The organism is Arthrobacter sp. HS15c (assembly GCF_040812005.1).
Taxonomy (GTDB): Bacteria; Actinomycetota; Actinomycetes; order Actinomycetales; family Micrococcaceae; genus Arthrobacter.
On record NZ_JBFOHM010000003.1, the window covers coordinates 287,512 to 309,051 of the forward strand.

The window sequence follows — 21,540 nt, forward strand, 5'->3', positions numbered from 1 at the left end:
TGCGGCCGGCTACGGCGCCAGCCGGTCGCCCGGCTGCTGCACGCGGAACCACCGATAACCGTAACGGCCCAGCTCAACGGTGAAGCCGCCGTCGGGCTCCAGCGGCACGTCGCCGCCGTCGAGCACGTCCAGCAGGGTGGCACCCCGGTAGGCCCGTTTCGGCGCATCCTCACCGCCCACCTTGCCGGCGACCTTCACCTTTTCCGTGCCGAAGTTGTGCAGCAGCACCATGGCGGCCCCGTCCGAGGTGCAGGTGTGCGCGAAGACCGCTGGTTCGGGCTGGTCGATCACGGCGAACTCGCCCCAGCCCAGTTCGGGGGACTCGCGGTAGCGCTGGATCAGCCTGGCCATGAAGTTCCAGAGCGAATCCGGGTCACGTTTGGCAGCGGCCGCGTTGACGTTCGCCGGACCATAGTCGCCGCGGGCCAGCGGGACCACCAGATCGGACGCCTTCGCACTGGAGAATCCGCCGTTCTTAGTGCTGTTCCACTGCATGGGGGTGCGGACGGCGGCCCTGCTCTTCTGCCGCAGGTCCTCGCCCATGCCGATTTCCTCGCCGTAGAACAGGACCGGGGTACCGGGGAGCGAGAACATCAGCGAATACACCATCCGGATCCTTTCGGCGTCACCGCCGAGCATGGGCGGCAGCCTGCGGCGGAGGCCGCGCCCGTAGATCTGCATGTTCTTCTCGGGGCCGAAGGCGGCGAAAACCTCCTGCCGTTCTGCGTCGCTGAGCTTGTCCAGCGTGAGTTCATCGTGGTTGCGGACGAACATGGCCCATTGGTTGTCGGGGTGCAGCGGAGGCCGGCTCTTCAGGTTCTCGGCCAGCGGCCGGGCGTCCTGGCGGGCCAGGGACAGGTAGAGGTGCTGCATGGTCATGAAGTCGAACTGCATGTTCAGCTCGTTGCCCTCGACGCCGCCGAAGTATTCCAGCTGTTCCTTGTAGGGCAGGTTGACCTCACCGAGCATCACGGCACTGCCGTTGCGGCGGCCCAGGAAGCTGCGCAGCGCGCTCAGGTACTCATGCGGATCCAAGTTGGCGGCTTCGTCCTTGGGCTGGCCCCGGGTTTCGAGGAAGAACGGCACGGCGTCCAGCCGGAAGCCGTCCAGGCCCAACTCGAGCCAGAGCCCCATGGCCTTGGCGATTTCGTTCCGGACGTTGGGATGCGTCACGTTAAGGTCCGGCTGGTGCTCGGCGAACATGTGCAGATACCACTCGCCGGTGGCGTCATCCTTCGTCCACAGGGACGTCTGCTCGCCGGGGAACACCACCTCCGAGGACGTGTCCGGGGGAGTATCCGCCCGCCACACGTAGTAGTCCCGGTACGGGTTGTCCTTCGATTTCCGGGCCTCCACGAACCACGGATGCTGGTTGGAGGTGTGGTTGACCACGAAGTCCGCGATCACCCGCATCCCCCGGTCCTTGGCGCTGCGGACAAACTCAACCAGGTCGCCCATGGTGCCCAGCCGCGGATCCACGGTGAAGAAATCCGTGACGTCGTAGCCGTCATCGCGGTCCGGCGACGGGTAGAACGGCATCAGCCAGATGCACGTGACCCCCAGCGCCGCGAGGTAGTCAACGCGTTGGGTGAGGCCGGCGAAATCGCCGGTACCGTCGCCGTCGTCATCGAAGAACGTTTCCACGTCCAGGCAGTAGATGACGGCGTTCTTCCACCACAGGTCCGAGGTCTCCGCGATCCTCACGGCGTGGCCTCCTTCACGCGAGCATCCGGAACATTAGCAGGACGCAGCCGGGGCAGCACGTCAGCGCCGAACGCCTCGATGAACAGGGCCTGGTCCTGGCCCACAAAGTGCAGGTACAGCTCGTCGAAGCCCAGGGCCGCGTACCCTGCCAGCCACTCGGCGTGCTGATCAAGGCTGGCGGAGATGTTCACCGATTTCCGGACTTGGTCCTCGCCAACATGGCCGCTGACGCCGTCGAAATGGGCCGCGGTGGGCAGGTCCCACGGCACGGGCGGGGCGAAGGTATTGGTCCGCCACTGGTCCAGAGCCGTGGCCACGGCATCCTCCTCGCGCGGCGCCCAGGACAGGTGCACCTGCAGGATGGCGTGGCCCTGGCCGCCGTTGTCCCGGTAGGCGGCCAGCATGTGCTTCAGCTTGTCCGGCGGCTGGTTCACCGTCACCAGGCCGTCTGCCCAGGCGGCGGAACGGCGGGCGGTGTCCACACTGATGGCCGGCGCGATCAGCGGCGGCGGAGGCTCCGGCACATCCCAGATCCGGGCCTGCTCCACCGTCACCAGTCCGTGGTGGGTAACCTCCTCGCCGCGGTGCAGGCGGCGGATGATGTCCACGCACTCCTCAAGGCGCCGCTGGCGTGTTTCCTTGGGCGGCCAGGCCTCGCCCGTGACGTGCTCGTTCATGTTTTCGCCGCTGCCCGGGGCCAGCCAGAACCGGCCCGGGAACATGCCGGCCAGGGTGGCCGAGGCGTGGGCGGTGATGGCCGGATGGTAGCGCTGGCCCGGGGCTGTCACCACACCGAAGCGGAGGCCGGTTGTGGCCAGCGCGGCCCCCAGCCAGGACCAGGCGAAGCCGGAATGGCCCTGCCGGGCGGACCACGGCTCAATGTGGTCCGAGCACATGGCGGCGTCAAAACCCGCCTGCTCGGCGTGCTGTACGTCTGTGAGGAGTTGGCGGGGACTGATCTGTTCATGCGAGGCGTGAAAGCCGACGGTGACCATCGTTAAGGTCTACAGGCCTGTGGTGTGCGGTGTCGAGGCCTTTCAGCCGGGCTTTGCCGATCCAGGCCCTACCGCCGGCGCGGCCGCCGGGCAAGAATGGGGCCTATGAAACTTCCCGTGATGCCGCCCGTTTCGCCGATGCTCGCCAAGGCTGTCAGTGGAATGCCGGACGGCGCACTGAGCTATGAGCCCAAGTGGGACGGCTTCCGGTCCATCATCTTCCGCGACGGCGACGAGGTGGAGATCGGCAGCCGCAACGAGAAACCCATGACGCGGTACTTCCCGGAAGTCGTGGAAGCGCTGAAGGCGAACCTGCCGCCGCGCTGCGTGCTGGACGGCGAGATTGTCCTGGTAGGCAGGTCCGGGGACCGGCTGGACTTCGACGCCCTCCAGCAGCGCATCCATCCCGCCGCCAGCCGGGTGAAGCTGCTGGCAGAGCAGACGCCGGCGAAGTTTGTGGCCTTTGACCTGCTGGCCCTCGGGGACGAGGACTACACCGGCCGGCCCTTCTCCGAGCGGCGGGCCGCGCTGGAGCAGGCGCTGGCCGGCAGCCAGGCGCCGGTCCACCTCACGGCCGCCACCCAGGACAAGGACACCGCCGAGCAGTGGTTCCGGCAATTTGAGGGAGCCGGCCTGGACGGGATCGTGGCCAAACCGCTGGACGGCTCCTACCAGCCGGACAAACGCGTGATGTTCAAGGTGAAGCATGAACGCACTGCCGACTGCGTGGTGGCCGGCTACCGCGTGCACAAGAGCGGCACGGACGTGATCGGCTCGCTCCTGCTCGGCCTGTACAAGGACGACGGCGGCCTGGCCAGCGTGGGCGTGATCGGGGCCTTCCCGATGAAGCGCCGCCAGGAACTGTTTGCCGAACTGCAGCAGCTGGTCACCGACTTCGACGGGCACCCGTGGGCGTGGGCCAAGCAGGAGGAAGGCGACCGGACACCGCGGAACGCCGAAGGCAGCCGCTGGAGCGCCGGAAAGGACCTGTCCTTCGTGCCGCTGCGGCCGGAGCTTGTGGTGGAGGTCAGGTACGACCACATGGAGGGCGACCGCTTCCGCCACACCGCCCAGTTCAACCGCTGGCGGCCGGACCGGGACCCGGAATCATGCACCTACGCGCAGCTGGAGGAGCCAGTGAACTTCGACCTGGCTTCCGTGCTGGAAACCGGGCGGCCCTAGCAACCCAGCCGTCCGCCGTCGTGCTCTTGCTGCCGGAATGGCCCACTTTTCAACGGGGAAAGCCCGCCATCTGGGGGAATGGCGGGCTTTCCGGTCTCAAAGCCGGGCTGATGCGTTACTTCAGGCCGAGCTGCTTAGTGGGGACCTTGAAGGTTTCCTTCGCCGTAAGCGCGGAGATGGCCGCGATGGAGCAGATGATGGCGGTGAAGACGCTGATCTGGACCCAGCCGCCGGGCTTGATGCCGCCCATGGCTGCCACGATCGCCGGGGCGAAGCCTGCCATCAGGAAGCCCAGCTGCGTGCCGATGGCCAGGCCGGAGAACCGGACCTTGGTGCTGAACATCTCGGCGTAGAAGGACGGCCAGACGGCGTTGGAGGCAGCGTAGCCGCAGGAGAAGAATCCGATGGCTGCGAGGAACATCAGCGGGACGCTGCCGGATTCCAGGCTGAGCAGGAACACCGGGGTGAGGATGGCGCTGGAGAGTGCGCCGTAGATGAAGACGGGCTTGCGGCCGATCCTGTCGGCAAGCTTGCCGAAGAGAGGCTGGGTGCCCAGGGCTACGAGGTTGGCGCCCACTACCAGCCACAGGGTGGTGGTGCCGTCAACGCCGGCAACGGTCTTGGCGTAGCTGATGGCCAGGGTGCCGAACACAGTGGAGACGGCGGCGATGAACGCGCAGCAGACCACGCGGAGGACGTCGCGCCAGTGGCTCTTGAGCAGATCGGCCACGGGGAGCTTGGAGATCTCGGCGTTCTTCTGGGCTTCCTCGAAGGCCGGGGGCTCGTGCAGCGTGCGGCGGATGAAGAACGCAACCATCACGACGACGGCGCTGAGCCAGAACGGGACGCGCCAGCCGATGCCGTACTTGATGTCGTCCGGGAGGGCCAGGACGGGGATGAAGGCGAGGGCGGCGAGGATCTGGCCACCCTGGGTTCCGGTGAGGGTCCAGGACGTGAAGAAGGAGCGGCGGTTGTCTGGAGCGTGCTCCAGGGTCATGGAGGAGGCGCCGGCCTGTTCGCCCGCGGCCGATAGGCCCTGACAGAGCCGGGCCAGCACCAGCAGGGCAGGAGCCCACCAGCCAACGGTGTTGAAGTCCGGCAGGCAGCCGATCAGGAAGGTGGAGGCACCCATCAGCAGAAGGGTGAACATCAGGACCTTCCGCCGGCCCACCCGGTCACCGAAGTGACCGAGGATGACTGCGCCCACTGGCCGCGCCACGTAGGCAAAGCCGAAGGTGGCGAAGGACATGATGGCCGCGTTCGCGTCAGCATTCGGGAAGAAGACCGTGGGGAAGATCAGGGCGGCGGCGGAACCGAAGATGAAGAAGTCGTAGTATTCGACGGCGCTGCCCAGGAAGCTTGCGAGGGCTGCCTTCTTCGGCGTCCCGGCCGGGGCGGCGATGCCTGGCTCGGCGGACGGAAGTTTCTGGCTCATGGAATTCCTTTGATGTGACGACTTTGTCGCGGATGGATCAGGGGCTCGCAGCCGGCGCTTGCCTGGGGTAAGGCACGGCACGGCACGGCTGGAGGTGCGGGGGGAACCCGGGCAGTAGCCACATGGTGGGAGCTACTTGTGCGATATAGCAATGATGGCTGTGAGGACAGTCACTTGTCAAGAAAATAATCACCATCTAGAAATAGTTGCCACGATGTGGCAACATCGACATATGAGTGTGAACCAAGCCACAGAGGTCGATGACGTTTCCCCCGAGCCAAAGGCGGCCAAAGGTGACCGGACGGACATGGTGGGCAAGGCCCTGGGCCTCCTGGTCCTCCTGGGGGACGAGCCCCGCGGCGCCAGTGCCGCGGAAATCTCCCGCCGTGCAGACCTGCCCTTCAGCACCACCTACCGTCTGCTGGGCTCGCTCACGCGGGACGGATTTGTGGATTACGAACCGGATGGCCGCCGCTACCACCTGGGCCTGCGCATCTTTCAGCTGGGCCAGCGCGTGTCCAACCACCACGGCTTCGCCGGCACGGCAATGCCGGTCCTTCGCCGCGTGACGGAGCAGACGGGCGAGGCCACCATCCTCAGCGTCAGGGACGGCCACCACCACCTGACGGTCAACAAGGTGGACGGCCCGCAGATGTTCCGCGTGACCAGCGATCCGGGCCATCTCGGCTCGCTGCACACCACTGCGGTGGGCAAGGCGCTGGTGGCGTTCGCCGAGGACTCTGAGCGGGAACGCCTCCTGGCCGAGTTGGAGCTGAATCCCCTCACCGAGCACTCCATCACCGACCGGGATGCCTTCCGCGCCGAAATCGATAAGGTCCGGCGCCAGGGGTTCGCGGTCATGGATGAGGAGAACGAGACCGGGATGCGTGCCGTGGCCGTCCCGCTTTTCAACTCCCAGGGCCACGCGTTCGCCTCCCTCGCCACGGCAGTCCCGGTCTTCCGCCTGAGCCTGGAAGCCCTGGTTTCCCACGTTCCCGTGCTGCAGGAGGCGGCGGCCGAGCTGGCTGCCCGCCTCCCGCAGCGCTGACCTAGAAGCAAGTGTTCGTATCTCGAACAAGAGTGCGAGATGTGAACATGTGCTGTACTGTAATCCCTAACACCGGACCCGCCGCGCTCGCCTTGGCCTGCGCCGACCGCCCGGTGCCGTTACCAAAGGAGCTGCACGGATGAGTAATCGAACTGAGTCCTACCTGGTGGGACTGGTCGGGGATGGCGTCATGCCGTCACTCACCCCCCACATGCACGAACGCGAAGGCGACGTGCAGGGCCTGCGCTATCTGTACCGCCCCATCGACCTGCTGGAGCTCGGCCTCCCGGGCGAATCCGTCGGCCACCTGCTGCAGAGCGCCCGCAGCCTTGGCTTCAACGGCCTGAACATCACGCACCCCTGCAAGCAGCTCGTGCTGCAGCACCTGGATGAAATCTCCCCGGACGCCCTCAGGCTTGGCGCCGTCAACACCGTGGTGATCGAGGACGGCCGGTTTATCGGCCACAACACCGATTTCTCCGGCTTTGCCGCCGCCCTCGCCTCCGGTCTTCCGGGCGCGAAGCTGGACCGGGTAGTCCAGCTGGGTGCCGGCGGCGCCGGATCCGCCGTCGCCTATGCCCTGCTCACCGCCGGCGTTAAGGCCCTGGACCTGGTGGACGTGGATCCCGCCCGCTGCGCCGCAAAGGCCGCGGAACTGGCCGGCTTCTTCCCGCACAGCACCGTCACGGCACGGGCGACGGCGGAGCTGCCACAGCTGCTGCCCCTCGCCGACGGGCTGGTCCACTGCACCCCCGTGGGAATGGCCGCCCACCCCGGCGTCCCGTTGGACCTGGACCTGCTGGAATCCCGGCACTGGGTGGCGGACATCGTCTACCGCCCCATCGACACCGAACTGGTCCGCGGCGCACGCGCCAAAGGCTGCGACGTCCTGGACGGCGGCCGGATGGCCGTGGGACAGGCGGCGGATGCCTTCCGGATCTTCACCGGGCTGACAGCCGACGCCGACAGGATGCGTTCGCACTTCCTGGAACTTGTGGCGGCGGAAGAGGTGGCCGCCTGATGCGCACCGGAGTCGCCACCGTCTGCCTTTCCGGCACCCTGAAGGAGAAGATGCAGGCCTGCGCCATCGCGGGCTTCGACGGCATCGAGATCTTCGAGCAGGACCTGGTGACCTCGCCGCTGACGCCCGAGGACGTCCGCAAGATGGCGGCAGACCTGGGCCTGACCCTTGACCTGTACCAGCCCTTCCGCGACTTCGACAGCGTGTCCGAGGACCTCCTGGCCGCCAACCTCCGCCGCGCCGAAGCCAAGTTCAGGCTGATGGCCCGGCTGGGCATGGACACCATCCTGGTCTGTTCCAACGTGGCCACCGCCAGCATCGACAGCGACGACCTCCGGACCGAACAGCTGGGCCGCCTGGCCGAACTGGCCGGCGACCACGGCGTCAAGGTGGCCTACGAGGCCCTGGCCTGGGGCAAGTACGTCAGCGACTACGAGCACGCGCACCGGCTGGTGGAAGCCGTGGACCACCCCAACCTGGGCACCTGCCTGGACTCCTTCCACATCCTGTCCCGCGACTGGGACACTGCGCCCATCGAAGCGTTCAGCCCGGAGAAGATCTTCTTCGTCCAGGTGGCGGACGCCCCCAAACTGTCCATGGATGTGCTGTCCTGGAGCCGGCACTACCGGGTCTTCCCGGGTGAAGGCCAGTTCGAGCTCGCCAAGTTCATGGGCCACGTGGTCCGCGCCGGCTATGCCGGCCCCGTGTCACTCGAGATCTTCAATGACGTCTTCCGCCAGTCAGACGTGGAGCGCACGGCCGTGGACGGCATGCGCTCGCTGATCTGGCTGGAGGAACAGAGCGCCAAGTGGCTGGAGGCCAACGCCCCGGTGCTGTCCGGGGCCGCGCCGGGCGCCGCGGCGGCGGTCACCCAGGCCGCGGGCCGCCGTCGTTATCCGATGGAGCTGGCCACCCTGCCGCAGGTGGCCGAGCCGGCAGGGTTCAACTTCGCCGAGGTCAAGGCGGCCGACACCGCCGGGCTGGAGACAGTCCTGGGCCAGTTGGGCTTCGAGTTCAACGGGCACCACCGCACCAAGGACGTCCAGCTGTGGACCATGGGCCACGCCCGGGTGATCATCAACGAGGCCGGCCCCGACGCCGGGGACACAACGCCTGCGATCGCTGCCCTTGGCTTCGACGTCGATTCACCCGTCATTGCCTCCGCCCGCGCCCAGCAGCTCAAGGCCCCGGCGGTGCACCGCAAGAGCCAGGCGAACGAGGAAGTGTTCCAGGGCTTCGCCGCCCCGGACTCCACGGAGATCTTCCTGTGCCAGGGCAGCCCTGACGGGACCGCGGCCTGGACCAGCGAATTCGGCGAGGGCCTGGAAGTGCCCGCTGCGGGCGCCTCCGCCGTGATCGACCACGTGAACCTGGCCCAGCCCTGGCAGCACTTTGACGAGGCGGTCCTCTTCTACACCAGCGCCCTGGCCCTGGAACCGCAGCCGTTCGCGGAGGTTCCCAGCCCCACCGGCCTGGTCCGCTCCCAGGTGATGCTCACCGAAAACCGCGCCGTGCGTCTCGTGCTGAACCTCGCCCCGCTCATCCAGCAGGACGGAGCGTCGGGTGGTTCCGGCGCTGCGGGGTCCGCCGGCGGTGGCACCGGCCAGCGCAGGACCTACCAGGAACACATCGCCTTCGCCGTGGACGACCTGGTGGCCACAGCGCGGGACTGCAAGGCCCGCGGACTGGAGTTCCTGGAGATCCCGGCGAATTACTACGAGGACCTGGACGCACGGTTCGGCCTGGCGCCGGAGTTCCTGGCCACGTTGCAGGGACTGAACCTCCTGTATGACCGCGACGCCGACGGCGAGTTCCTGCATTTCTACACCGCCACGGTGGGCAGCGTGTTCTTCGAAATGGTGGAACGCCGCGGAAACTATGACGGCTACGGCGCCCCCAACGCGCCCGTCCGGCACGCAGTCCAGTACGACCTCCTGCACCGCACCTGACCCGAATCCCAGCACCTTAACAACAGCAACGCAACCACGAAAGGAGCCAGCCGTGCCGCAGCACATCACTACCGAACAGCTTGACACCGACGAGCTCGTACCGGCCGCCGAACCCCATGCCGGGCACCTGCCCCTGGACCGTGCCATCGAGACCCAGGCCGATCTCAGTGCAGAGATTAACGCCATGGGCGAGGCGTATGCCCGGGCGCTCAAGGACGGCACACCCGCCGAGACCCAGCCCCGTTTGGACTACCCGCCCTACCGCAGCAGCATCCTGCGGCACCCCACCAAGAGCCTGCAGCACGCAGACCCGGAGACCATCGAGCTGTACTCGCCGGCCTTCGGACACCAGGACGTGCACGCCCTGGAGTCGGACCTGACCATCCAGCACAACGGCGAACCCCAGGGTGAGCGCATCATCGTCGCAGGCAAGGTCCTCGACGGCGACGGCCGCCCCGTTGCCGGCCAGCTCGTGGAAATCTGGCAGGCCAACGCCGCCGGCCGCTACATGCACAAGCGCGACCAGCACCCGGCCCCGCTGGACCCCAACTTCACCGGCATCGGCCGCTGCATCACCGGCCCGGACGGCTCCTACCGGTTCACCACGATCAAGCCCGGCGCCTACCCGTGGAAGAACCACCTCAACGCCTGGCGCCCTGCCCACATCCACTTCTCGATGTTCGGGACCGAGTTCACCCAGCGCATCATCACCCAGATGTACTTCCCGGGCGACCAGCTCTTCCCGCTGGACCCCATCTACCAGACCATCGTGGATCCGGACGCCCGGGATCGTCTGGTGGCCAAGTACGACCACGACCTTACTGAACCCGAGTGGGCCCTGGGCTACAACTGGGACATCGTCCTGACCGGGCCGAAGCGGACCTGGACCGAAAATGAGGCGCTTGGCGCAGAGGGTGATGAGGAATAGGCACATGAGCAACCAGACCACCAAGCTTGTTCCCACCCCCGGCCAGACCGTCGGCCCCTTCTACGGCTACGCGCTGCCGTTCGAGAAGGACAACGAACTCCTCGCCCCCGGCTCGCCGGGCTCCATCCGCCTCCAGGGCACCGTGTACGACGGCGCTGGGGAGACCGTCCCGGACGCCATCCTGGAAATCTGGCAGCCCGACGCCGACGGCAGGATCGTGCAAAAGACCGGTTCACTGGTCCGCGACGGCTACACCTTCACCGGCTGGGGCCGCGGCTCCGTGGGCTACTCCGGCGTGTTCACCTTCACTACTGTCAACCCTGGCCCCACCGAGCCGGGGGCGGCGCCGTTCATTTCGGTGGCCATCTTTGCCCGTGGCCTGACGAACCGCCTGTTCACCCGCATCTACCTGCCCGAGAGCGGGGAAGCCCTCGCCACGGACCCGCTGCTCAGCTCCCTGGACCCGGAACGCCGGAAGACCCTGATCGCCCGCCGCGATCCCGACGGCGGACTGACCTGGGACATCCGGCTGCAGGGTGAGGGCGAAACAGTCTTCCTGGACTTCCAGTGAACAACGCCGCCCCGGGCAATTTCGGAAGCGCGGCCGACGGCGACGCCGGCCTGCTGAGCCCCGTGTCGGCGTCGCCCCTGGTGGGCGCGCTGACGGGGGACCGCGCGGTGCTGGCGGCGATCCTCGCCGTCGAGTCCGGCTGGGCCGCCGTGCTGGAAAAGGCCGGCCTGGCGCCGTCCGGATCCGCCGCCGTCGTGGCCTCCGCCGCTGAGGCGGGCCGCTACGACGTGGCGGACATCGCGCTCCGTGCCCAGGGTGGTGGCAACCCCGTGATCCCGCTCCTGGCCGACCTGCGGAAGCAGGTCCAGGCGCGGGACACCTCCAACGTGGGCGCCGTGAAAGCGGTCCACACCTCACTGACCAGCCAGGACGTATTGGATACGGCCCTGATGCTGCTGGCGCGCAACACCATTGAGTCGCTGCTGGCCGACCTGAAAAGCACGACGGCGGCGCTCGCCGCCCTCGCGGAACAGCATGCGGACACGCTGTGCGTGGGCAGGAGCCTGACCCAGCACTCGCTGCCGTTCACCTTCGGGCTCCGCGCCGCGCAGTGGTTCCATGGCGTGGCCGCCGCCGGCCGCCAGCTGGAGAAGGTGCAGTTGCCGGTACAGTTCGGCGGCGCCGCCGGCACCCTCGCCGCCGGCACGGTACTTACGTCTGGGACGGCGTCCACCCCCTTTGGCCTGGCGGATTCGCTGGCCGCCCAGCTGGGCCTGGCCGCGGCGCCCGCGCCGTGGCACACCAACCGCCTGGCCATCACGTCGCTCGGCAATGCCCTGGCCGCGGTGCTGGACGCGTACGGCAAGATCGCCGCCGACGTTCTGTTCCTCAGCCGTCCCGAGGTGGCCGAGCTCGCCGAGCCGCGCGCCGCGGGCCGTGGCGTGTCCTCGGCCATGCCGCAGAAGCAGAACCCCGTACTCTCCGTCCTGGTCCGCAGCGCCGCCCTGCAGGCGCCGCAGCTCGCGGCCCAGCTGCACCTGGCCGCCGCCAACTTCAACGACGAACGCCCCGACGGCGCCTGGCACACGGAATGGCCTGCCCTGCGGGGGCTGCTCCGCCTGGCCCTGGCCGCGGCCGGCCACGTCAAGGAACTGGCGGAAGGCCTGCAGGTTTTTCCGGTGGCCATGCGCCGCAACCTGGACCTCGCCGGACCGCTGCTGCTGGCCGAAGGGGTGGGCGCCGCCGTCGCCCCGCTTTTGGACGACAAGGACGGTGCCACCGGCAAGCAGCAACTTCAGGCCGTGGTGGACCGGACCCTCGAGGTGCCGGCCGCCGAACAGGCGGGCACCTACCGGCGGCTGCTCCGCGAAGCAGTGCCCGCCGGCCAGCTCACCGATCTTCGGCTGGAAGAGCTCCTGGATCCGGCCAGTTACCTGGGCCAGGCCGCCGCGATCTCCCGGCGCATCCTCGCCGCGTTTCCGGACTTTGCCCTTTCCGGGGCATCCAACACGTCAGCATCCAACGATCCGAACGGAGCCAACCGTGGCTAAACCGACCCTGAAGGCAGTGCTGCTTTCGCCCCAGCGCCCGCTGGGCGACAGGCCACTGCTCGTAGCCGGACCGTCCCTGGGCACATCCACCCTCCTGTGGACCGAGGCGGCAACACTGCTCGGCACCGACTACGACGTGGTGGCCTGGGACCTGCCCGGCCACGGCGTCTCGCCGGCGGCCACCGAAGGCTTTGACGTGGCCGACCTCGCGGATGCCGTGGTGGACCTCGTGGACACCATCGCGCCCGGCGCCGGCTTCCACTACGCCGGGGTCTCGCTCGGCGGCGCCACCGGCCTGCAGCTTGGAATCAAGCACGGCGAACGCCTCAAGAGCCTCTCGGTCCAGTGCAGCGGCGCCAAGCTGGGCACCCCGGAAGGATGGCTGGAACGCGCAGAAACCGTCCGCACCCAGGGCACCCCGGTGATGATCCAGGGCTCCGCGCAGCGCTGGTTCGCGCCGGGCTTTATGGACCGCGAACCCGCCCGGAGCAGCCGCCTCCTGCACTCCCTGCGCGACGCCGACCGCTTCAGCTACGCCTTCTGCTGCGAAGCACTGGCATCCTTTGACGTCCGCGCGGACCTCGGCAGCATCAGCGTCCCCACGCAGGCACTGGCCGGCGCCGAGGACACTGTTGCGCCGCCGTCGTTCGCTGAAGAAGTGGCGGCGGGCATCACCGCCGGCGGGGGCACCGCCAACGCCGTCACGCTGGGCGGCGTGGCCCACCTTGCCCCGTTCGAGGCTCCCGGCCACGTGGCCGACCTGCTCCGGAACCTCATCTCATGGACCGAATCCCAGGAGGCAGCCAAATGAGCAGCATTGATCTTCCAGACGCACGGAACGGCGTCGTCCAGCCGGATGCCACCAGCCAGGAGATCTACGACGGCGGCATGGTGGTCCGCCGCGAGGTGCTGGGCGCCGCGCACGTGGACCGGGCCAACGCCAACAAAGACGAATTCACCGAAGACTTCCAGGACATGATCACGCGGATCGCGTGGGGTGGCATCTGGACCCGCCCGGGCCTTCCACGGCAGATGCGCTCTGCCGTGACCATCACCGCGATGGTGGCGCACGGGCACTGGGAAGAGCTGGCCATGCACATCCGCGCGGCCATCACCAACGGCCTGAGCCGGGATGAAATCAAGGAAATCCTGCTGCAGACCGCCATCTACTGCGGTGTTCCCTCCGCCAACACAGCATTCAAGACAGCACAGCAAGTTTTTAAGGAAATGGACACCAACTCATGAACCAGGCTTTTGTGTACGACGCCGTTCGCACGCCTTTCGGTAAGTTCGGCTCCGGCCTCGCCGCGGTCCGCCCGGATGACCTTGCCGCGCACGTGATCACTGAATCCGTGAAGCGGGCCCCGGGCCTCGACCCGGAGCGGATCGACGAGGTCGTCTTCGGCAACGCCAACGGCGCCGGCGAGGAAAACCGCAACATCGCCCGGATGGGCACCCTGCTGGCCGGCCTGCCGGTCTCCATCCCGGGGACCACGGTGAACCGTTTGTGCGGCTCATCGCTGGACGCGGCGATCATCGCCTCACGCCAGATCAACGCCGGCGACGCCGAGCTCATGCTGGTGGGCGGCGCCGAATCCATGTCCCGCGCTCCCTGGGTGCTGCCCAAGACCGAGAAGCCCTACCCGGCCGGTGACATGACCCTGGCCTCCACCACGCTGGGCTGGCGCCTGGTGAACAAGGCCATGCCCAAGGAGTGGACCATCTCCCTGGGCGAGGCCACCGAGCGGCTCCGCGAGAAGTACGGTGTGACCCGAGAGGCCCAGGACCAGTTCGCCGCCAATTCGCACAACCTTTCCGATGCGGCCTGGGACGAGGGCTTCTATGACAACCTGGTGGCCCCGGTTCCGGGAACGGACCTGGTCCGGGATGAGGGCATCCGCGCAGGTTCGTCGGCGGAGAAGCTCGCGGGGCTCAAGACCGTGTTCCGCGCCGAGAACGGCACCGTCACCGCCGGGAACGCGTCCCCGCTGTCCGACGGCGCCTCTGCGGCCTGGATCGGCAGCGAAAGTGCCGCCGGGCTGCTCGGGCTCGAACCCCTGGCCCGCATCGCGGGGCGGGGCGCGCACGGCAACGACCCGCAGTACTTCGGCTACGCCCCCGTGGAGGCGGCGAACAAGGCCCTCGCGAAGGCGGGCATCAGCTGGGACCAGGTCGGCGCCGTCGAACTTAACGAAGCGTTCGCCGCCCAGTCCCTGGCCTGCATCAGCGCCTGGGGCATCGACCCGTCCATCGTGAACCGGCACGGCGGCGCGATCGCCATGGGCCACCCCCTCGGCGCGTCCGGCACCCGGATCCTGGGCACCCTCGCCCGGTCCCTGCAGGCCTCCGGTCAGCGCTGGGGCGTCGCGGCGATCTGCATCGGCGTGGGCCAGGGCCTGGCCGTGGTGCTCGAAAACGTCACCGCCGCCCCGCCGGCAAAACCAGTGAAGGGCTGAGAGAGATGCTGAATTTTGTAGACACCGTGGCCGAGGCCGTCGCCGGGATCAGGGATGGTTCCACCGTGATGATCGGCGGGTTCGGCAACGCCGGGCAGCCGTTCGAACTGATCGACGCGCTGATGGACTGCGGAGCCCGCGAGCTGACCGTGGTGAACAACAACGCCGGCCAGGGCGACCAGGGCCTCGCGCTGCTGATCAAGGAAGGCCGGGTGAAGAAGATGATCTGCTCCTTCCCGCGGCAGTCAGACTCCTGGCACTTCGACGCCAAGTACAAGGCCGGGGAGATCGAACTGGAGTTGGTGCCGCAGGGCAACCTTGCCGAGCGCATCCGTGCCGCCGGAGCAGGCATCGGCGGGTTCTTCACCCCCACCGGCTACGGCACGATGCTGGCCGAGGGCAAGGAAACCCGGATCATCGACGGCCGCGGCCAGGTCTTCGAGACGCCCATCCACGCCGACGTCGCGCTGATCAAGGCGCTCAAGGCCGACGGCAAGGGCAACCTGGTGTACCGCAAGACCGCCCGGAACTTCGGCCCGATCATGGCCGCCGCTGCCAAGCAGTCCATTGTCCAGGTCTCCGAAATCGTCCCCACCGGGGCACTGGATCCGGAGACTGTCGTCACCCCCGGAATCTACGTCAACACCATTGTGAAGGTGGCCTGAGATGAGCATCGCAACCAGCATTCAGACGTCCGAGACGCCGCTGGGCCGTGACGACCTCGCCCGGCTTGTGGCCAAGGACATCAAGCCCGGCTCGTTCGTGAACCTCGGCATCGGCCAGCCCACCCTGGTTTCCAACTACCTCACCGAGGACCAGGACATCACCCTGCACACCGAGAACGGCATGCTGGGCATGGGTCCGGAAGCCAAGGGCGAGGAGATCGACGGCGACCTCATCAACGCCGGCAAGATCCCGGTCACCGAACTCCCGGGGGCGTCCTACTTCCATCACGCTGACTCGTTCGCGATCATGCGCGGCGGGCACCTGGACATCTGTGTGCTGGGCGCGTTCCAGGTCTCGGCCACCGGTGACCTCGCCAACTGGCACACCGGTGCGCCGGACGCGATTCCGGCCGTGGGCGGGGCGATGGACCTCGCCACCGGCGCCAAGGACGTGTTTGTGATGATGACACTGCTCACCCGCGAGGGCGCCTCCAAGATCGTTGAGGCCTGCACCTACCCCCTTACCGGCGTCGGCTGCGTGACGCGCGTGTACACGGACAAGGCAGTGTTCCTCACCGGGCCCGGCGGCGTCCAGGTCCGCGAGACGTTTGGCTGCACGCTGGAGGAGCTCCAGGAACTGGTGCCGGTCCCGCTGACAGCAGCCCCCGCCGTCGCGCTTTAACACCCCACCCCCGGCGCGAACTGGCACGTAATCCCCTCAAAACCGTGATTTGAGGGGATTAGCCGCCAGTTCGCGCCGAATAGGATTGGTAACCATGACCAACGCACCAGCAGACACGCAGGCCGCTCCGCAGGCGGGCGACCAGTACGTGCAGTCTCTGGCGCGCGGGCTGGCCGTAATACGTGCCTTCGATACCGACCACCCCCTGATGACCCTCACCGAAGTCGCCGCCCGCACGGACCTGACCCGGGCCACCGCGCGGCGCTTCCTGCACACGCTGGTGGAACTGGGTTACGTCCGCACCGACGGCAAGACGTTCGCGCTGACGGCCAAGGTGCTCCAACTCGGCTACGCCTACCTGTCCGGGCTCTCGCTGCCGCAACTGGCCCAGCCGCACCTGGAGGAACTGTCGCTGAAGCTGGGTGAGTCCACCTCGGCCGCGGTTCTGGACGGCGCGGACATCGCCTACATCGCCCGCGTGACCACGCGCCGGATCATGAACGTGGGCATCACCGTGGGCACCCGCTTTCCGGCGTATGCCACCTCGATGGGAAGGGTGCTGCTGGCCGCCCTGCCGCCAGCCGAACTGAGGGCCTACCTGGCCGCCGCAGAGATCAAACCGCTGACACCCCGCGCGCTGGGCACACCCCAGGATCTGCTCGCAGTCCTGGAAACCGTCCGCGCACAGGGCTGGTGCCTGCTGGACCAGGAGCTGGAACTGGGGCTCATGTCCGTGGCGGCACCGGTCCATGACGGACCCAAGGTGGTGGCCGCGGTGAACGTTTCCCTGCAGGCCCAGTCCGTCGGCGCCCGGCCGGACCCTGAGGCGTACTTCGCCTCGGTGGCGCAGGAAATCGTGGCTACGGCGAAGCTCATCTCGGCGGACCTGACCGCCCGGGGGTAACGCGCGGACAGGCAGGTAATACCCCCAAAACACGAATCTGGGGGAATTAGCTGCCAGTTCGCGCAGGGGGCCATAGACTCTAGCCAACTACGTGCAGCAGTGCCGCTCCGCGAAGTTCCCGCCGGTCAAACGGATGGACCTGAACCCTGAGGCGCTGCCGCACTCGTTTGCGAGGGGAGTGGCGGTGCAACTGGGCATACCGCGGGAACGCCAGGAGGGTGAACGGCGCGTGGCCGCCACCCCGGAAACGGTCACGCAGCTGGTCGGGCTGGGCCTGGACGTGCTGATGGAGGCAGGGGCCGGCGGCGCAGCAGGCCACAGCGACCATGAATACATACACGCCGGGGCCCGTATTGTCCCGGCCCTGGACACCCGCGGCCTGGACATCCTCGTCCACGTCCGCCCGCTGGATCCGGCGACAGCCAAATCGCTGAAATCCGGCGCCGTCACCGTGGGGATGGCCTCGCCATCGTCCCAACTGGCCACCGTCCAGGCGCTCGCTGACGCCGGAGTCACCTCCTTCGCCCTGGAACTGGTGCCTCGCATCTCCCGCGCCCAGTCCATGGACGCGCTTAGCTCCCAGGCCCTCGTGGCTGGCTACCGCTGCGTCCTCGAAGCCGCCATCCGCCTGCCCCGTTTTTTCCCCCTCTACATGACGGCCGCCGGAACGGTACCGCCCGCCCGGGTGCTGGTGCTCGGCGCCGGTGTGGCCGGGCTGCAGGCCATCGGCACCGCGAAACGGCTGGGGGCACGCGTCTCCGCCAACGACATCCGGCCTGCCTCCGCGGACGAGGTCGCTTCCATGGGCGGCACCTTCATCAGGCTCGACCTCGAAACTGCCGAAGCCTCCGGCGGCTACGCCCGTGAACTCAGCGCCGACCGCGGCGCCCTCCAGCGTGAACTCCTCGCACCGCACGTCGCCCAGGCGGACGTCCTGATTACGACGGCGGCAGTCCCCGGCAGGCGCGCACCGCTCCTGGTGAGCCGCCAGATGGTGCAGGCCATGCGGCCCGGTTCCGTCGTCGTCGACCTCGCCGCCGAGACCGGCGGCAATGTGGAGGGATCCGTTCCCGGCGAGGACATCCTGGTGCCCACCGCGGACGGGCAGGGCTACGTCACGCTGGTGGGGCTGAAGGACGCGCCGTCCGCGATGGCCTCGGACGCATCGCGGCTCTACGCCAAAAACGTGGCCAACCTGCTCGCCCTGATGACCCGGGACGGGGTGGTTGCCCCCGATTTCGACGACGAGGTGGTGGCAGGCGCCTGCCTCACGCACGACGGCGCGGTGCGGCACCTGCCCACGGCGGAGGCCCTCGCCGCGCTCATCCCGGCGCTGCCCGACCATTCGCCCACGGTCCAGACCGAGGGCGCCCGGATCCACAGTGTCCACAGCGACAGCGTCCACAGCGAGGGGGGAATCTGATGGACGGCATGAGCCTGCTGACTGTCACCGTACTGGCCGTTTTTGTCGGCTTCGAGGTGGTCTCCAAGGTCTCCAGCACGCTGCACACACCGCTGATGTCCGGGGCGAACGCCATCCACGGCATCATCCTGGTGGGCGCCATCATCGTGGCAGGCCAGGCCGCCGAGCCGCTGATCCTGGCCGTGGCGCTGCTCGCCGTGGTGCTGGCCACCGCCAACCTGGTGGGCGGCTTTGTGGTCACCGACCGGATGCTGCACATGTTCCACGGCCGGAAGGAGGCCGCCGGCAAGGCCGCCGCGGGCAAGGGGGAAGGACAGTGACCCTCCTCGATCCGGTCTGGACCTCCCTCCTGTACCTCGTAGCCGCAGTGTTCTTCATCCTTGCCCTGCGCGGCCTCAGCTCGCCGCGGACCGCGCGCCGCGGAAACCTGGTGGGCGCCTTCGGGGCGCTGTTGGCTGTCATCACGGTCTTCCTGTCCGCCCGTCTGGACAACATTCCCTGGATCATCGGCGCCATCGCGGTGGGAACCGCCGTGGCCGCACCGGTGGCCCGGCGCGTACAGATGACCCAGATGCCCCAGCTCGTGGCGCTGTTCAACGGCGTGGGCGGCGGTGCCGCGGCCCTGGTGGCGCTGCTGGAGCTCGGCCATACGGCGGACCCGTGGGTGCGCCTCGCCATTGTCTTCACGCTCCTGGTGGGAGCCGTGTCCTTCGCCGGATCCGGGGTCACCTTTGCCAAGCTCCAGGAGCTGATGACCACCCGGCCCGTCGTGTTCCCCGGACTGCCGGTGGTGATGGCGGTGGTGCTGCTCGCCGCGGTGGGAGCCGCCGTCGCCGTCGTCCTGACCGGTTCCCTGCCGCTCGCGGTCCTGCTGATGGTCCTGGGCCTCGCCGCCGGTGTGCTGCTGGTGCTCCCGGTGGGCGGCGCGGACGTGCCAATCGTCATCTCACTCCTGAACGCCTTCACCGGCCTGGCGGTTGCCGCGTCCGGCGTGGTGCTGGGCAACGTGCTCCTGGTGGTGGCCGGAACCCTGGTGGGCGCCTCCGGTACCATCCTCACGCGGGCCATGGCCGCGGCGATGGGCCGCAGCGTCGCCGGCATCCTGTTCGGCGCCTTCCGGGGAGGTTCGACGGCGGGATCCACAGCCGTGAGCGAACGTCCCGTCAGGTCCTCCAGCGCAGAGGACGTGGCTGTCCTGCTGGGCTACGCGCAGCGGGTGATTATCGTGCCCGGTTACGGCCTGGCCGTGGCGCAGGGACAGCACACCGCGGCCGAACTGGCGCTGGCGCTTGAGGCCCGCGGCATCGAGGTGGACTTCGCCATCCACCCGGTGGCCGGCCGGATGCCGGGGCACATGAACGTGCTCCTGGCCGAGGCCAATGTGCCGTACGAGTCGCTCAAGGAGATGGGCGAGATCAACTCGGAGTTCCGGACAGCGGACGTGGCGCTGGTGGTGGGCGCCAACGACGTCGTGAACCCGGCGGCGAAGACGTCCTCCGGCTCGCCGATCTACGGCATGCCCATCCTGGAGGTGTCCGACGCCCGCCAGGTGATTTTCCTGAAGCGCTCCATGCGGCCGGGATTTGCGGGAATCGAGAACGAGCTGCTGTACGAACCGCAGACCTCCCTGCTCTTCGGCGACGCCAAGGATTCCCTGGCCAAGGTGCTGGGCGCGGTGAAGGCGCTGTAGCCTGCGGACCGTAGGATCAAGACTGAGACTTCCGACGCCGACATTTCACGAGGAGCCATCCCCATGACTCACCCGCAGACCCCGCCCGACGCGTCCACCGCAGCCAGGCCGGCCCGTCCCGTCTGGCTGATGCCGGTCATCATGACCATCGTTACCGGCGTCATCGGCATGGTCCTGGTGGCAGGGCAGGGGCTGTTCTGGATGATCGCCGTCATCGCCGTGGTTGATGCCATCGGTGTGTTCACCATCGTGCGGTCGTCCCGGATCAACGCACGGAACCAGGAAGCCCGGGCCCGGGATACAGAAAACCGCTTCTAACGCTTTCCGCCAGCCATATCCCACGTCACCAAAGGACATCATGACAGCCAACAGCTCCGAAGCCCTCAAACGCGCGGCCATCATCATCAATCCTGCCAAGCCGGTGGACATCGATGTACGCGCCCTTGCTGCGAAGCACTGCTCGGCGAACGGCTGGGGCGAGCCCATCTGGCTGGAGACCACCAAGGAGGACCCGGGCGTCGGACAGGCGAAGGAAGCGCTTGAGCAGGGCGCCGCCGTCGTTATTGCTGCCGGCGGCGACGGCACCGTGCGGTGCGTGGCGGAAGTCCTTGCCGGCGGGGACGTGCCCATGGGCCTGCTCCCGTTCGGCACGGGAAACCTCCTGGCCCGCAACCTGGGCATGGACGTCACAGACTTCGACGGCGCCATGGCCGGTGCCCTGGCGGGAACCGAGCGGAAGATCGACGTCGTCCGTGCCCGCCGGAATGACCCCGACAAGGAGCAGCTGTTCCTGGTGATGGCGGGCGTGGGCTACGACGCCACCATCATGGCGGACACCAACGAGGACCTCAAGGACAAGGTGGGCTGGCTGGCCTACGTGGACGCCGGCATCCGGAACCTGCCCGGCAAACCGGTCAAGGCCACCATTGTGATCGACGGCAAGGACGTGGTGCACCGCGGCATCCGCAGCGTAATGGTGGGCAACTGCGGCAAGGTCCAGGGCGGACTCGAGATCTTCCCGGACGCCAAGATGGATGACGGCCTGCTGGACGTGGCAGTGCTGGCCCCGAGGGGGAAGCTCGGGTGGTTCGCCGTGATCGCCGGCATGATCGGCAAGGGGAAGGGCAAGGACACGTCTGTGGAGTACTACCAGGGCAAATCCGTGGAGATCACCCTTGAACACAACGATGACTATCAGCTGGACGGCGACCACGAAGGCGACGGCAAGCACGTCCTGATGACGCTGGAGCCGGCCGCCCTCACGATCCGGATGTAACGTAACCGGATGGCCGGGCGCTCGGGTTAAAGGTTCGACGGCGGCCCGCTCCCAGTGGGCGGGCCGCCGTCGGTTCTTGCCTGGGCTGCTGGAACTGCAGGCCGCTGACCTGCAGGTTTCC

The 21,540-nt window shown here is 67.9% G+C and carries 21 protein-coding genes; 18 read left to right on the top strand and 3 right to left on the bottom strand.

Annotation, left to right across the window (positions count from 1 at the left end; all coding sequences use genetic code 11):
• Positions 1–9 precede the first annotated feature (9 nt).
• Both ABV518_RS06415 and ABV518_RS06420 read right to left on the bottom strand, forming a co-directional pair.
• Positions 10–1,704, bottom strand: coding sequence for an alpha-amylase family protein (locus ABV518_RS06415; RefSeq protein ID WP_367766008.1), 1,695 nt, complete (start codon positions 1,702–1,704; stop codon positions 10–12).
• On the bottom strand, positions 1,701–2,699 hold the full coding sequence (locus ABV518_RS06420; RefSeq protein ID WP_367766009.1) for a TIGR03885 family FMN-dependent LLM class oxidoreductase: 999 nt from the start codon (positions 2,697–2,699) through the stop codon (positions 1,701–1,703). The genes ABV518_RS06415 and ABV518_RS06420 overlap by 4 nt, the downstream gene beginning before the upstream one ends.
• Before the next feature lie 105 nt (positions 2,700–2,804).
• On the opposite strand from ABV518_RS06420, the gene ABV518_RS06425 reads away from it, so the two are divergent.
• A complete protein-coding gene (locus tag ABV518_RS06425) occupies positions 2,805–3,881 on the top strand; it encodes an ATP-dependent DNA ligase (protein ID WP_367766010.1) in 1,077 nt (358 codons plus the stop codon).
• A 115-nt stretch (positions 3,882–3,996) separates the two neighbouring features.
• On the opposite strand, the gene ABV518_RS06430 is transcribed toward ABV518_RS06425, so the two are convergent.
• Complete coding sequence (locus ABV518_RS06430) at positions 3,997–5,316, bottom strand: MFS transporter (RefSeq protein ID WP_367766011.1); 1,320 nt, start codon at positions 5,314–5,316, stop codon at positions 3,997–3,999.
• Between the two features lie 232 nt (positions 5,317–5,548).
• Between ABV518_RS06430 and ABV518_RS06435 the strand changes: the two genes are divergently transcribed.
• From ABV518_RS06435 to ABV518_RS06515, 17 genes are all read left to right on the top strand, one after another.
• Positions 5,549–6,364 carry an IclR family transcriptional regulator gene (locus tag ABV518_RS06435; protein ID WP_367766012.1) on the top strand — a complete coding sequence of 272 codons (816 nt, stop codon included), beginning with the start codon at positions 5,549–5,551 and terminating at the stop codon, positions 6,362–6,364.
• A 139-nt stretch (positions 6,365–6,503) separates the two neighbouring features.
• A complete protein-coding gene (locus ABV518_RS06440; RefSeq protein ID WP_367766013.1) occupies positions 6,504–7,385 on the top strand; it encodes a shikimate dehydrogenase in 882 nt (293 codons plus the stop codon).
• Positions 7,385–9,334: a TIM barrel protein gene (locus ABV518_RS06445; protein WP_367766014.1), complete on the top strand. Its 1,950-nt coding sequence runs from the start codon at positions 7,385–7,387 to the stop codon at positions 9,332–9,334. Before ABV518_RS06440 ends, ABV518_RS06445 begins: the two co-directional genes overlap by 1 nt.
• A 52-nt stretch (positions 9,335–9,386) precedes the next feature.
• Entirely contained in the window at positions 9,387–10,262 is an 876-nt protein-coding gene (gene pcaH, locus ABV518_RS06450; protein WP_131131966.1) for a protocatechuate 3,4-dioxygenase subunit beta, read from the top strand.
• 4 nt (positions 10,263–10,266) lie between these two features.
• Positions 10,267–10,833 carry a protocatechuate 3,4-dioxygenase subunit alpha gene (pcaG, locus tag ABV518_RS06455; RefSeq protein WP_367766015.1) on the top strand — a complete coding sequence of 189 codons (567 nt, stop codon included), beginning with the start codon at positions 10,267–10,269 and terminating at the stop codon, positions 10,831–10,833.
• On the top strand, positions 10,830–12,323 hold the full coding sequence (locus ABV518_RS06460) for a lyase family protein (protein ID WP_367766017.1): 1,494 nt from the start codon (positions 10,830–10,832) through the stop codon (positions 12,321–12,323). The genes pcaG and ABV518_RS06460 overlap by 4 nt, the downstream gene beginning before the upstream one ends.
• The gene (locus tag ABV518_RS06465; protein WP_367766019.1) at positions 12,316–13,134 is read left to right on the top strand and encodes an alpha/beta fold hydrolase; all 819 of its coding nucleotides are present in this window, start codon (positions 12,316–12,318) and stop codon (positions 13,132–13,134) included. The genes ABV518_RS06460 and ABV518_RS06465 overlap by 8 nt, the downstream gene beginning before the upstream one ends.
• Complete coding sequence (pcaC, locus tag ABV518_RS06470; protein WP_367766021.1) at positions 13,131–13,568, top strand: 4-carboxymuconolactone decarboxylase; 438 nt, start codon at positions 13,131–13,133, stop codon at positions 13,566–13,568. The genes ABV518_RS06465 and pcaC overlap by 4 nt, the downstream gene beginning before the upstream one ends.
• Positions 13,565–14,779 carry an acetyl-CoA C-acyltransferase gene (locus ABV518_RS06475; RefSeq protein ID WP_367766022.1) on the top strand — a complete coding sequence of 405 codons (1,215 nt, stop codon included), beginning with the start codon at positions 13,565–13,567 and terminating at the stop codon, positions 14,777–14,779. Before pcaC ends, ABV518_RS06475 begins: the two co-directional genes overlap by 4 nt.
• 5 nt (positions 14,780–14,784) lie before the next feature.
• Entirely contained in the window at positions 14,785–15,444 is a 660-nt protein-coding gene (locus ABV518_RS06480; protein WP_367766023.1) for a 3-oxoacid CoA-transferase subunit A, read from the top strand.
• A 1-nt stretch (position 15,445) separates the two neighbouring features.
• Entirely contained in the window at positions 15,446–16,126 is a 681-nt protein-coding gene (locus ABV518_RS06485; RefSeq protein ID WP_367766024.1) for a 3-oxoacid CoA-transferase subunit B, read from the top strand.
• Between the two features lie 94 nt (positions 16,127–16,220).
• Positions 16,221–17,030: an IclR family transcriptional regulator C-terminal domain-containing protein gene (locus tag ABV518_RS06490; protein WP_367766025.1), complete on the top strand. Its 810-nt coding sequence runs from the start codon at positions 16,221–16,223 to the stop codon at positions 17,028–17,030.
• Between the two features lie 184 nt (positions 17,031–17,214).
• Entirely contained in the window at positions 17,215–18,453 is a 1,239-nt protein-coding gene (locus tag ABV518_RS06495; protein ID WP_367766159.1) for a Re/Si-specific NAD(P)(+) transhydrogenase subunit alpha, read from the top strand.
• Complete coding sequence (locus tag ABV518_RS06500; RefSeq protein ID WP_367766026.1) at positions 18,453–18,773, top strand: NAD(P) transhydrogenase subunit alpha; 321 nt, start codon at positions 18,453–18,455, stop codon at positions 18,771–18,773. Before ABV518_RS06495 ends, ABV518_RS06500 begins: the two co-directional genes overlap by 1 nt.
• Positions 18,770–20,143, top strand: a complete 1,374-nt coding sequence (locus tag ABV518_RS06505) for an NAD(P)(+) transhydrogenase (Re/Si-specific) subunit beta (RefSeq protein ID WP_367766027.1) — start codon at positions 18,770–18,772, stop codon at positions 20,141–20,143. Before ABV518_RS06500 ends, ABV518_RS06505 begins: the two co-directional genes overlap by 4 nt.
• A gap of 63 nt (positions 20,144–20,206) precedes the next feature.
• Positions 20,207–20,461 (top strand): hypothetical protein, encoded by a 255-nt coding sequence (locus tag ABV518_RS06510; RefSeq protein ID WP_367766028.1) that lies wholly within the window; start codon positions 20,207–20,209, stop codon positions 20,459–20,461.
• Positions 20,462–20,501: 40 nt separating this feature from the next.
• Entirely contained in the window at positions 20,502–21,419 is a 918-nt protein-coding gene (locus tag ABV518_RS06515; protein WP_367766031.1) for a diacylglycerol kinase family protein, read from the top strand.
• Positions 21,420–21,540 lie beyond the last annotated feature (121 nt).